At 44.2% G+C, this 12,441-nt stretch carries 11 protein-coding genes; 4 read left to right on the plus strand and 7 right to left on the minus strand.

The features are described from left to right. Positions 1-89 precede the first annotated feature (89 nt). From P855_RS0108190 to P855_RS0108205, 3 genes are all read right to left on the minus strand, one after another. Positions 90-884, minus strand: a complete 795-nt coding sequence (locus P855_RS0108190) for an SDR family NAD(P)-dependent oxidoreductase (RefSeq protein ID WP_028783118.1) — start codon at positions 882-884, stop codon at positions 90-92. Beyond that, positions 884-1,855, minus strand: a complete 972-nt coding sequence (locus P855_RS0108195) for an MBL fold metallo-hydrolase (protein WP_051353119.1) — start codon at positions 1,853-1,855, stop codon at positions 884-886. Before P855_RS0108195 ends, P855_RS0108190 begins: the two co-directional genes overlap by 1 nt. 618 nt (positions 1,856-2,473) lie before the next feature. Further along, on the minus strand, positions 2,474-4,093 hold the full coding sequence (locus tag P855_RS0108205; RefSeq protein WP_037985725.1) for a M20/M25/M40 family metallo-hydrolase: 1,620 nt from the start codon (positions 4,091-4,093) through the stop codon (positions 2,474-2,476). 90 nt (positions 4,094-4,183) lie between these two features. On the opposite strand from P855_RS0108205, the gene P855_RS0108210 reads away from it, so the two are divergent. The 4 genes from P855_RS0108210 to P855_RS0108225 all read left to right on the plus strand — a co-directional run bounded on the left by P855_RS0108210 (position 4,184) and on the right by P855_RS0108225 (position 8,360). Further along, positions 4,184-4,906, plus strand: coding sequence for a glycerophosphodiester phosphodiesterase (locus P855_RS0108210; RefSeq protein WP_327084777.1), 723 nt, complete (start codon positions 4,184-4,186; stop codon positions 4,904-4,906). A gap of 24 nt (positions 4,907-4,930) precedes the next feature. Further along, the gene (gene namA, locus P855_RS0108215) at positions 4,931-5,950 is read left to right on the plus strand and encodes an NADPH dehydrogenase NamA (protein WP_028783123.1); all 1,020 of its coding nucleotides are present in this window, start codon (positions 4,931-4,933) and stop codon (positions 5,948-5,950) included. A gap of 99 nt (positions 5,951-6,049) precedes the next feature. Further along, positions 6,050-6,976 (plus strand): ribonuclease Z, encoded by a 927-nt coding sequence (gene rnz / locus P855_RS0108220; protein WP_028783124.1) that lies wholly within the window; start codon positions 6,050-6,052, stop codon positions 6,974-6,976. Positions 6,977-6,989: 13 nt separating this feature from the next. Next, the gene (locus P855_RS0108225) at positions 6,990-8,360 is read left to right on the plus strand and encodes an aldehyde dehydrogenase (RefSeq protein ID WP_028783125.1); all 1,371 of its coding nucleotides are present in this window, start codon (positions 6,990-6,992) and stop codon (positions 8,358-8,360) included. Positions 8,361-8,423: 63 nt separating this feature from the next. Here the strand turns inward: P855_RS0108225 and P855_RS0108230 are convergent, their stop codons facing one another. From P855_RS0108230 to P855_RS0108245, 4 genes are read right to left on the minus strand one after another with little or no spacing between them, the layout of a single operon-like run. Next, on the minus strand, positions 8,424-8,954 hold the full coding sequence (locus tag P855_RS0108230; protein WP_028783126.1) for an RNA polymerase sigma factor: 531 nt from the start codon (positions 8,952-8,954) through the stop codon (positions 8,424-8,426). 20 nt (positions 8,955-8,974) lie between these two features. Then, complete coding sequence (locus P855_RS0108235) at positions 8,975-10,894, minus strand: DUF6449 domain-containing protein (RefSeq protein WP_028783127.1); 1,920 nt, start codon at positions 10,892-10,894, stop codon at positions 8,975-8,977. Then, positions 10,872-11,771 carry an ABC transporter ATP-binding protein gene (locus tag P855_RS0108240; protein ID WP_028783128.1) on the minus strand — a complete coding sequence of 300 codons (900 nt, stop codon included), beginning with the start codon at positions 11,769-11,771 and terminating at the stop codon, positions 10,872-10,874. The genes P855_RS0108235 and P855_RS0108240 overlap by 23 nt, the downstream gene beginning before the upstream one ends. Next, positions 11,734-12,153: a GntR family transcriptional regulator gene (locus P855_RS0108245; protein WP_028783129.1), complete on the minus strand. Its 420-nt coding sequence runs from the start codon at positions 12,151-12,153 to the stop codon at positions 11,734-11,736. The genes P855_RS0108240 and P855_RS0108245 overlap by 38 nt, the downstream gene beginning before the upstream one ends. Positions 12,154-12,441: the final 288 nt, after the last annotated feature.

Consider the following 12,441-nt stretch of genomic DNA (forward strand, 5'->3'; position numbering starts at 1 on the left):
ATACGTTCGTGTATGCAAGAGGGAATTACTGTAAAGACACCAGGAAAAATTTTCTGTATACAGAAAAGCCTGGCGATCAAGGCGCCAGGCTACTTTTTATTGAATTGTTTATGAAGCATCTTTTCCGTGAGACCAGGAAATTGATAGTGCAATTTACTTCCCGCTTCCATCCATGCAGGGAGATTAATTTCCCGCTTTTTCTTAAATAATTGATTCACAATACGCTTTGCTACCTGATTGGCATCCAGCATCCATGGCTCAACAGCACGTTGATAATTGCCTGATGGATCCGCCTGGGCAAAAAAATCAGTCCGGACTGGGCCAAGATTGACTCCGGTCACATATATGCCATGATCTGCAGTCTCCATACGCAAGGCATTTGTAAAGCCAAGCACAGCATGTTTGGTAGCGGCATAAACGGCTGATTTAGGTGTGGCCATCTTTCCAGACTGGGAAGCAATGTTCACGATATGGCCATTAACATGCGCTATCATATGCGGCAAGACTTGATGTGTAACCCGAAGCAAAGCAGTAATATTCACTTGGATCATCCGGTTGATATCTTCCCATTTCGTATCAGCAAAATATTCGAAGACACCCAACCCGGCATTGTTGATCAAAGCATCAATACGATCATGTTCAGTGAAAATGTGGTCACTTACAGCCTTCCATTCTTCTTCTTTGCTAAGGTCAGCCTGGTGCCAGTGACAGGCCACATGGTACTTGTTTTTCAATATGTCTGCAGTCACCTTCAACTTATCGGAAGACCGGGCAATCAATATAGGCGTCCCTCCATTCATAGCTACATGAATGGCAATGAACTGGCCAATTCCTCCAGAAGCCCCGGTGACCAGCACGTTTTTATTTTTTACTAAGGGATTCATCACTTGGCCTCCATGTTCTTATAGAAAGTCACACCATTATCTACCCTTGTTCCTACTGCCTTTATATGTGTTAAATAATCCAGCTGTCCAATTGTTTCCGACATGGTGAGACCGAACTGCTTCTCGAATTGCTTGGGGAACAAACGGGTACAAATTTCGAAAGTTGTCCTTTCATCTTCCCCAATAATCTCCTGAACTTTAGCTGCCCTCTTTTCCTGGCTTTCCAACCTGCGTCCAATCAAGTCATCTGCCTGGTTGAATATCTTCCCATGCCCAGGGTAGACCTGAGTAATATCGTAATGGAGTAATTTCTTCAAAGAGTTACGATATTGCAGCATTGGCTTAGGCCTTTCCTCTGCATTGTTATGTGGCGGCTCCAATAAAGGATTGGGAGAGATATGTTCAAGCAAGTGATCGCCCCCCAGCAAAGCTCCATCTTTTTCCCGATAAAAAGATAAGTGGCTTTGGGCATGCCCTGGTGTTGCAATGACACGCCACTCCTCATGGCCTGGCAGCAAATCTCCTTCCAGAATAGTGCTGGTCAGCTGCCCTTTGGCAACATTGCCAAGAGGATTGCGCAGTTCCTTTAAAAAACCAAGGTAACGCTCAGGCACACCTGCCTGTTGGTATAAAGAATAAAAAAAGCTTTGATAATTTTGCAAAAAGTCTGGTTCCCTTTTGAGCCAACTATCGACCTGCGGATGTGCTGTCACTTCCTGGAGACGTGGGAAATATTCAATAAATCCGATATGGTCTGGATGATGATGTGTCAAAATGACCTGCTCGATATCCTCCGGCCCATATCCCAGCTGTTTTATTTGGAAAACAAAAGCCTCCCAGGCTTCATCGGTTTTAACACCGGCATCAATGACAGATAGCCGGTCACCATTTATGATATAAATATGTACATCTCCTACCGCGTAGGGAGTAGGTACTGTAATTTGATGGATTTTCTGCTTCACAATATTCATTCGTATTCCTCTCTCTTACTGAATAGTCATTCACCTGATTATACCATTGTAGCATGATTTTTCCATTCCCTCATCCTTTCACCTCTATTAAAGCTCCCAATTGCTGAAGACTCAGTTTCGAGATACTTGGGTCCGTTACCATGAGAAGAATGGGATGGGCTGGGAAACAACTCGCTTTCCTGCGGGGGACCTGGCAAGCTTCCTCGGGCTACGCCCTGTGGGATCTCGCCTAGCCCCTTCTCCCGCGGGAGTCTCGTCATTTCCCTGCCCATCCAGCCAGTTTTGTATTAAACGGACCCTTCACAAAGAGTAAGAATGTAGCTGAAATCTTCATCCTGAGGCATTTTACAAAGGATGAGAGGCATTAAAATCTTCAATCATAGGACAGTTTTCTTCGGCTGATTTTGAGAACTTCCCACGGCAAGGGGGCGTAGGGAAACGGTGAGACTCCTGTGGGAGCTGAGTGATAGATGAGGCCCCGCAAGGCGAAGCCTGAGGAGACTCAGCACACGCCCACGGAAAGCGAATCGTTTCCTGGAGCACCTTAGCTCCACCAATATCTCGAAATCAAGTCTTCCATAATCCGGCCCTATAATTGAAGGAATCCCCAGCCATCATTCAACTATTGAAAAGTTTATTCAACGTATAATGCAAAAGCTCCGGTAAATACTCGAAAGAATAATCCAATTCCAGACGTTCGGTCCATTGATGCGGGTCTTTCCCTAACGGGCCGACGTTGATGACAGGCATATTAAGTGTTTGCATTACATCTTCAGGAAGCTCGAAGCCACGGCCCTGAATCGGCATCAAATTCAACAGATCGTCCAGAGGGGATTCAGCCGAAACCGGACCAATAAAGCTTAGATCAGACAGGCCGGTAAAGTACTCACTATTTTTAAGTTCGACTCCATACGTCTCTTTCGCATAGTTTTGACAGGCTTCTACGGTTGTTTGTATGATCGGGTCTTTTTTTGAAGAGACCGACGGGTAAAATGGAGGACTGTAAAATAGCACGATCATAGGTCCGATGTCTTTACACAAAGAGGCGAGGTCCTGTACCAGCAGAGTCGAAAAGTCCCTGTCCCCCTGATCCCTTTGTGATGTCAACAGATTCTGTCGTCTTTCCACTTCGCCTTTTCCGTAACGCTTTTCCGCCTCCTGGTACAATTGTTCGTAAGTAAGTACGGTCACGTCCATATCTATAAACTTCCGCTCATTTTCTGCAATGAAATGCGAGGCCTTACTATTGTAATGCCGGAGAATTTTATGCTTTGTCCTGTCTGCTGCAGCTAAAAGCTTTTCATTGAGCTCTGCTATCGTCTGTTCCATGTAAAGGACATTGTACATAGCCACTGCTGCCTGCGGAGTCTGGACAGAGTATTCCTCTTTTAAATCCCTTTGCATCAAACTGATGGGCGGAGGGGTAGTCTCCTCTCCTACCGTTTCAATAAAATCCTCACTCAATTCCAGTTCCTGTGCCAGATAACTGATCATCAGGTTGGCATTCAGCCCGGCAAAAGGTTCCCCGACATGCGTTTCTTTTCCATAGCAAAGGAACCCGGGCAGCACTTTACCAATTGAACCAGTATAAAGATAATAAGCTGTATCTCCGGGGTATTTGCGGAACATCGGTTCCCCGTTCATTGTCGCTTTATAATCCAGCTCATGTCTATGTTTAAGTTCATCTAAGGCAGGAAGAGCGGTCAGCATACCCAGTGAATTGACTTCTTCATCAGGTACAGCAAGCAACAAGAGATTCCCTTCGAAAGTTCCATCCATTGCCTGCTCTAATAAAGAAAGGTGTACCGTGAGCCCTGCCTTCATATCCATCGTCCCCCGGCCAAACAGCCAGTTACCGGACTTCAGATCCTCAGCAGCTTCCACTGGCAATTCTTTCAGGTGGTTCATTAACTCTTTCGTCAGTTCTTTCGGATGAAACGCAAGGTTCTGAAACGATCCATAATCATCAATTCCTACCACATCCACATGGGATAGCAGCACAATGGTATCTTTTGTTTCATCTTTTTTAACCAGAGCGGTCAACAACTGACGGCCATCCTTCAAAGGATGTATTTCAAGATGTTCCGGATTCTGCTTGAAATAGGGTTTTGAACCCAGCAGGTGCTGCAAGTATTCAATAATGGCAATTTCATCATTACTCCCCGTAATACTTGGATAATTGACTAATGAACATAAAAGTTCAGTCAATTGCCCTTTTGTTTTCCACTGTGCTTCCATCAACAACACACTCCTTGTAAATTGACTTTTCCCACTAAATGTCACACAATCAAAAAGAGCATAGATCGAGAGGTGACACAATTGGGAACAATGATTTACGCCCACCGAGGTGCAAGCAAGCTCGCACCTGAAAACACTATGCCAGCTTTCGAGTTGGCTTACCATGCTGGTGCGGATGGTATTGAAACGGATGTCCAACTCACCAAAGATGGCATTCCTATCCTGATCCATGATGAAAATGTCCGTCGAACCACCAATGGTACCGGTTTTGTTCAGGACTATACATATAAGGAACTAAAAAAGCTGGATGCAGGAAGCTGGTTTTCATCTAAATTTTCAGATACTCCCATTGTAACATTAGACGAATTTTTAGACTGGGTTCAAGATAAATCGATGTTTTTAAATATAGAATTAAAAAACAATGTCATCCCCTATAAGCATCTGGAACAGACTGTTTATGATCACCTGAAGAAATACCAATTACTGGAACAAACTGTTATTTCCTCTTTTAACGCTTCCAGCATGGAACGGATGAAAGACATCGATCCGAATATTTCTACCGCTTTACTGAGCTCAAAAAAGATCCCGGAACTGCCAGGTCACTTAAAAAGAATTGGAGTTACAGGCTTTCATACCAAATACAGATTGTTAAATAGCAATCTGGCAAAAACTTGCCGGAAGCATAACCTGGCGCTGCGGATATATACAGTCAACCGGCCGACGCAGATGAAAAAATGTTTCAAACTAAAATGTGATGGGGTTTTCACTGATGTGCCCCACCTGGCTATGGAATATCGCGAATTATATGAATAACCTTTTACACGGAGGAGATCTGCTATGGAAGCAAAATTATTCAGCTCTTATACTATAAGAAATCTGACACTAAAAAACAGAATTGTTATGTCCCCGATGTGCATGTATTCTTCTACCACCCAGGATGGAAAAGCAAACGCTTTCCACTTTGCCCATTATGAAAGTCGCGCTGCCGGTCAAGTCGGCCTGGTCATGACAGAAGCCACCGCTATCGTACCGGAAGGAAGGATATCCCATGAGGATCTTGGAATTTGGAGCGACGATCATATCGAAGGATTAAAGATTATCAATGAAGGCATACACCGCCATGGTGCCGCTTCTGCCATACAACTTGCCCATGCAGGCAGAAAAGCGAACCTGAAAAATGAGATTTTCGCACCAAGCCCACTCCGATTCAACGAACAATTACAAACTCCTCTTGAAATGAGCACGGGTGATATTCACCAGGTGATCATGGCATTCAAGGAAGCTGCCAGAAGAGCAAAAGAAGCTGATTTTGATGTCATTGAACTGCATGGAGCCCATGGATACTTAATCAACCAGTTCTTATCCCCTCTCACCAACCAACGGAACGACAATTATGGTGGGAAAAGAGGGAACCGCTACCGCTTCTTAAGTGAAGTGATAGCAGCTGTCCAGGAAGTATGGGATGGCCCATTATTGGTCAGGATTTCAGCTGATGAATATCAGGAAGGCGGCAATACGATGCAAGATTTTCTCTATTATGCGGAAGAGATGAAAGAGCAGGGAGTCGATCTGATTGATGTCAGTTCAGGAGGAGTTGTGCCTGCTTCGATCAATCCTTTTCCAGGCTATCAGCTGACTTATGCAGAAACACTCAAGCGCGAGACAGGCATCGCCACCGGAGCTGTAGGCTTGATTACGCACGGCCTCCAGGCGGAAGAACTTTTACAAAATGAACGTGCTGATTTGGTTTTTATCGGTCGTGCACTCTTACGCAACCCGTACTGGCCAAAACAGGCAGCTGATGAGTTAGGCTTCTCTCTTGAAGGTCCGCGGCAATATGCCCGGGCATGGAAGTAACTCTATCAGGTAAAGATCCGTCCCTTCAGGCACGGGTCTTTCTTTTTACGTGTCACCAGTCTTTACCAATGGTAAGATAGCGATATAGGAGGAAAGATTATGGAATTATTTTTTCTCGGGACCGGTTCAGGGGTTCCTTCAAAAGAACGGAATGTCTCCGCGTTAGCTTTACAGATGCTCCAGGAACGACAGAGCACCTGGTTGTTCGACTGCGGAGAATCGACACAGCATCAAATATTACGCACGAACATTCGTCCACGCAGGATTGAAAAAATATTCATCACCCACCTCCACGGCGATCACATTTACGGCCTGCCCGGATTATTGAGCAGCCGCTCCTTTCAAGGTGGAGAAACACCTTGTACCTTATACGGGCCAAAAGGCTTGAAAGAATATGTAGAAACGGCACTGCGTGTCAGCGGGACCAGACTCTCCTACCCGCTTAAAATCATTGAAGTTGCCGAAGGCGTCATTTACGAGGATGAGGGACTACTAGTAGAGAGCATTGGGCTTGAGCACGGATTGGAAAGCTTTGGATATATTATTCAGGAAAAAGATCAGCCCGGGGAACTCCTACCTGAAAAACTGAAGGCAGCCGGCGTTTCCCCTGGCCCTATTTATCAAAAGATCAAACAAAATGAAGCGACAGAACTTTCTGATGGTCGAATCATACAACGGGAAGACTTCATCGGGCCTTCCAAGCGTGGACGCAAAATAGCCATCCTTGGTGATACCCGTTACATCGAGGGTTTGGCAGACGATTTAAAGCATGCTGACATCCTTGTTCATGAGGCTACTTTTGCTGGAGCAGATGAACAATTGGCTTTTGCTTACTTCCATTCAACCACCCGCCAGGCAGCACAGCTTGCCAAACTTGCTGATGCGAAGCAATTGATCATCAGTCACATTTCCTCCAGATATCAAGGTGAGGAGGCGGAGGAATTATTGCGGGAAGCTCGAAAGATTTTTCCCAACACCGTCATTGCTCATGACTTTTATGAACACCCAGTGCCAGCTAATAAGTAAGGAGGTATGATTCATGTCAATCACTCAAAAATCGGTAGCGGACCAAAAAGAATTTTTCCGGCAAGGTCATACGAAACCCTACGAGTTCCGTATAGATCAATTGAAGAAACTGAAAAAAATGTTGAAAGAATGGGAGCCTGCCATCCTTGAAGCAGTCCATACCGACCTGAACAAATCGGAATATGAAGCTTTTGCGACTGAAGTAGGGTTCCTTTATAGTGAACTTGATGATCATATCAAGAATCTGGAAGAATGGATGGAACCGATCTATGTGAAAACTCCCCTCACCCACAAGGGGTCTAAGAACTACATCATAAAAGAACCATATGGTAATGTACTTGTCATCGCCCCGTGGAACTATCCGATCAACCTTGCGATTGCTCCGATCATCGGTGCAATCGCAGCTGGTAATACGGTGATTCTGAAACCATCCGAGTTGACCCCGAACGTCTCTGCCCTGTTGGAGGAAATGATTGCAGAAACCTTCGAACCCGGTTTCCTTACCGTGATAGAAGGCGGAAAAGAAACCAGCCAGGAATTATTGGACCAGCGTTTTGATTATATCTTTTTTACAGGCAGCATACAGGTCGGAAAAATCGTCATGGAAAAAGCGAGCAAACACCTCACCCCTGTAACCCTGGAACTTGGCGGGAAAAGCCCCGCTATTGTCCATAAAGACGCAAAACTCGACCTGGCAGCAAAGCGGATTGTATGGGGCAAATTCACCAATGCAGGACAGACCTGCATAGCACCTGATTACTTATTTGTCCACGAAGATGTAAAAGACAAGCTGTTCGTGAAAATCAAAAAGCATATCCAGTCTATGTATGGTAAGGATCCCTTTGAGAATACAGATTTCACCAGTATAGTATCCAGCAGCCACTTTGGTCGCTTGACTGGCTTTTTAGATAATGGTGAGATTGTCACCGGTGGACGCAGTGACAGGGAGCGGTTGATGATTGAACCGACTGTCATGGATGATATCAGTTGGGATGACCCGGTCATGAAAGAAGAAATCTTCGGACCAATCCTTCCTGTGCTTACTTACGAAAATCTATCCGATGCTGTGGAGATCCTGCAAGATCACGAAAAGCCGCTGGCACTCTACTATTTCGGTAAAAAAGAAAAGGATCAGAAATATGTGACCGAAACCCTTTCCTTCGGCGGGGGATGCATCAATGATACACTCTATCATATCGCAAACCCTCACCTCCCTTTCGGCGGGGTCGGAAGCAGCGGCATGGGTGCCTATCACGGAAAAGCAAGCTTTAATACATTTACCCACCAAAAAAGCATCACCAGGCAAACGACCAAGTTTGACTACAGCTTCCGCTATCCAGGCTCGAAAGCAGGATTGAAAATCATCAAAAAGTTATTGAAGTAAAAAAAGAAGAGAAGGACTCCTGATCAAGGGTAACGATCAGCGGTCTTCTCTTCTTCTATATTTTTAGGAAGTTGACAACGTGCTGCCCTTCTGACTCAGTCTCTTCTTTAAGGACATTCTGGCTCGATATGCTCTTGATTTTACCGCAGAAATGGAAATTTCCAGGTGCTCGGCTATGTCAACTTCTTTCATTCCGTGAAAGTATTTCATCATAAATACCACATGAAGCTTCGGAGCAAGGTGTTTAAGTTCTTCCATCAGTTGATGGTGACTGATTAATTGTTCCACTTCTTTATCCACTCCATCAGACCCGATGGCAGCTTGATGACTGCCTTCGATCAAGTCATCAAGTGGGACCATCAGCTTCTTTCTTTCTTTTCTCCATATATCTATCGCTGTCCTTGTGGCAATCTGACCAAGCCAGGCTGCCAATTTATTGATATCCTCCAGCTTTTCTCTGTTGTTGTATGCTTTTATGAAAGCCTCCTGAGCAGCTTCTTCTGCAAGATAGGGGTTCTTGACTACACGTAATGCCGCACCATAAACTTTCTGATAATTAGTGGTAAAAATTTCTTCATATGCCAGACCTTCCACAGGAATCCCCTCTCTCTAACTTAATTGACCACTCTCGCTACTAAATCTTCGGATATCCGATAGATCATCGGCTCTCCACCTTTAGGGTATATACCAACAAAATATCCGCCCTGTCCCTGATATTCCTTACTGTTTAACAGCAATTTGATTTTTTTGTTGTCTTTTACAGTCCAGACATGTTCATTGGAGGCAGCAGCTGATTTGAATTCGTTGAAAATCGGACCACCCGGCTCATTTTGATGAACAATCACTGCCTTGGAGACATCCTCGTCTGTCAATACTGCTTCTTCATACAGCCCTTTTTGTTTCAGCCATTCATTCAGCTGGTCGTAGGAGCGTTTCATTGGGATATATATCTCCATCCCACTTTCCAGCATAAAGCTGATATCTCCGCGATCCCCCAGGGAAGGGATCATGTCTTCGTAGGTTTCCGCCTGCAAATCCTGTTTTAAACGGGACATCAATGTTTCAATCTCATCCGGTTCACCGACCACCAGTTCATCCGGTCGGGCTGAATCGGTGTAAAACCTGATCAAGTCGATATTTTGAGGATCCACATTCATAACAGGATACTTCAATGCTTTATATTCAAGAGATTCATAGATCGGCTCTAAGTAAGCCTGGTAGTCCTGTTCAGGAATCATGTATTCTCTTACCATTGTCTCGCCGCTTTTCATCTCATAAGCAAGAAAGAGATTTCTTCTACCAGTCTGATACTCATCTGAACCGGATGAAACGACTTGCTTATGCAATTTCGTTACAGCCTGGATGTTTTCGCTTTTATTCAAATAACCGGACTCATTGTACGGATGGTTACTCTGGTAGCTATGTGAGCCGTCTTCTATAAAAACACGCTCGATGTTGGCCGCAGCAGGAACCCGCTGTTCAAACCCGGTAAGATCGAACTGCAACAGTAAAAAGACAAGTCCTGCAGCTGCAGCGTAACCGATGAACCCTTTCCAGGCATCAAACACCCGCCAAGTCTTTTGCAGAACCATTTCCGCAATCGCATAACCGAGCACCGCCCCTGCCATATAACCGAAAAGCATCCACGAAGTATCATGGTTATGGAAATACAATCCGCCGACAAGCATCATACAAAGCGTAAGCCCATATTTGAAGATCGGCCTGAGCACTCCATAAACGATTGCCTGCCCTGCCATCTCCATATTCCGATGCTGATAGATTTTCAGTGCCAGCCCGTAAAGCACAGCACCAATAGCCAGGTAGATGTACATACGTGATGCCGGAAAGGAGGCGTGGTATAAATTCAGTGTATCGACGAGAGGAGAAAGCTGTTCCAGATTCTGATCCATATAGTAGTTTTCAGAAAATCCATATAAGAACTGGTTCATAGCAAAGTAAAGCAGTACAGTGATTCCAGCTGGGAATAGCAGCATGATATAGGTCAGGACGCCATGGACTGCAGTCAGACCTGTGACCATCCCAACAAATATTGCAGCAAAAAATAACAGCAGCGTGACGCTGAGTGTTCCGCCAAGCCAGTACCAGATGTCCTCCCAGGTATACACATAAGATAAATCAAAACTGATATAGAGGATCGCCATCAACGCAGCATTGATGATAATGGGCGTCACCAGAATGACAACTCCATTCCAAACGTTATTATGATAGAGTTCCGTACGCTTAAGCGGCAGACTATGTACAAAATCTGACGTTTCTTTCACTTGCAGGTAGCGGAACAGAAAGACCCCAAGTAAAACAGGTATGATAATTATCATTACCTGCTGGATTTCAAAATTGATCTGGAATAACCCGTTTTCATGAAAGAATTGAAACGGACGATCGCTGGACAACTCCATCATTATTCGGAGCGGCATGGCGAATAGTAATCCGATCAAGTAAATGATCCCGATCCAGCCAACGCTTCTGAAGTTCTGTTTTGTCACTTCCTTCTTAAACGAGGATGTTTTCCACATTATAACCGGCACCTCCCATTTCATAGACAAAAATTTCTTCCAATGTAAGCGGCAGCAAATCATAGACGATAGGCTGGTAAGATTCGATTTTTTTTGAAACTTCTGTTTCCGCTCCTCTGACAATCCACAGGCGGACACTCCCGCGCTTTTCTTCATGAAGAATGGACAACTCGTTCTTCAATGCTGCAGGAACATGGTTCCTGAAGGCGATCTGAACTTTATGAATATCCGCTTTCAGTTCATCCAAATCCTTTTCCAGTAAGATGGAGCCCTCATGCAATATACCTACATAATCACAAATATCCTCCACCTCTCTCAGGTTATGAGAAGAAATTATTACGGTCATTTTCCGGTCAGCAACATCCTGGATCAGCAGGTTCTTCACTTTCCTTCTAACCACCGGATCCAATCCATCGAATGGCTCATCCAGCACGAGGATAGCCGGCATAGCAGATAAAGCGAGCCAAAAAGCTACCTGTCTGCGCATACCTTTCGAAAATTGACTGACCTTTTTTTTGATATTGAGTCCAAATACCTCCCTGAGCTCCACAAATCGCTCCTGATTCCAGGAAGGGTAGATATTCTGATAGAATTTTGCCATCTGTTCAATCGTATAATGCGGGAAAAAATAAAGGCTGTCAGGAATGAAAATCATCTGTTTTTTCACATCGATGTTTTCGAACACCTGCTGTCCTTCGATCTGTACACTTCCCTGCTCTTGCTTTAAAATGCCGACAATGATTTTAAGCAGGGTTGTCTTCCCGGCTCCATTAGAGCCTAATAGGCCGTAAATCGACCCTCCTTTTATTTGAAATGTTATATCATGCAGCACTTGCTGTTTATGAAAAGTCTTCGTTACTTCCTGAAGCTTTATCATCACGTATTCCTCCCCCTGTCATTTCCACTATTTCATCAAGCAGCAGTTCTATATCTACACGTTTCATCCCAAGATAAAGGGCTTCTGAAATAGCTGCTTTCAACTTTTCCTGTACTTTGAGAAGTTCTTCCTGACTGACTTTTTCAGAAGATGCCTGGACAAAGCTCCCTTTCCCTTTCAAAGAATAGATGTATCCTTGCGATTCGAGCTCCCGGTAGGCTTTTTGGATGGTATTAGGGTTGATTGTCATTTGTCTGGCTAATGTCCTCACAGAAGGAAGTTTTTCATCAGCTTGCAATACTTCTTTCATGATCAGTTCTTTGAACTTATCGACTAATTGTTCGTAGATCGGTTTTCTGCTACGTAAATCTAAATCAAACATGGCCTTTTCCCTCCGATCCGAAACCGTATTAACTGTATTAGTATCGTTAGTACAGTTAAAGTATATAGTAATATTTCTCATTTGAGAAGCACTTTTTTACTTTTTCTTAAATTATTTACCAATTATAAGCTTAATGGTGGAGGATCATTAAAAATTTTGATAGTTTAAACTTTCAGCAAACTATGTTGGTGATAACCTATCAGGTTAGTAAATTTGACTATCCTAAAAATTCTGATAACATAAGAAACCATACGTCGACCATAAACGGTCGTCATAACTAAGATTTTA

The organism is Thalassobacillus devorans MSP14 (assembly GCF_000496835.1).
GTDB lineage: Bacteria > Bacillota > Bacilli > Bacillales > Halobacillaceae > Thalassobacillus > Thalassobacillus devorans_B.

Coding starts and splice junctions, on each gene's coding strand:
- rnz (WP_028783124.1), top strand. CDS start 6,050: ATGGAATTATTTTTTCTCGGGACCGGTTCAGGGGTTCCTTCAAAAGAA.
- P855_RS0108210 (WP_327084777.1), top strand. CDS start 4,184: ATGATTTACGCCCACCGAGGTGCAAGCAAGCTCGCACCTGAAAACACT.
- P855_RS0108190 (WP_028783118.1), bottom strand. CDS start 884: ATGAATCCCTTAGTAAAAAATAAAAACGTGCTGGTCACCGGGGCTTCT.
- P855_RS0108240 (WP_028783128.1), bottom strand. CDS start 11,771: ATGATAAAGCTTCAGGAAGTAACGAAGACTTTTCATAAACAGCAAGTG.
- P855_RS0108225 (WP_028783125.1), top strand. CDS start 6,990: ATGTCAATCACTCAAAAATCGGTAGCGGACCAAAAAGAATTTTTCCGG.
- P855_RS0108205 (WP_037985725.1), bottom strand. CDS start 4,093: ATGGAAGCACAGTGGAAAACAAAAGGGCAATTGACTGAACTTTTATGT.
- P855_RS0108245 (WP_028783129.1), bottom strand. CDS start 12,153: ATGTTTGATTTAGATTTACGTAGCAGAAAACCGATCTACGAACAATTA.
- P855_RS0108195 (WP_051353119.1), bottom strand. CDS start 1,855: ATGAATATTGTGAAGCAGAAAATCCATCAAATTACAGTACCTACTCCC.
- namA (WP_028783123.1), top strand. CDS start 4,931: ATGGAAGCAAAATTATTCAGCTCTTATACTATAAGAAATCTGACACTA.
- P855_RS0108235 (WP_028783127.1), bottom strand. CDS start 10,894: ATGTGGAAAACATCCTCGTTTAAGAAGGAAGTGACAAAACAGAACTTC.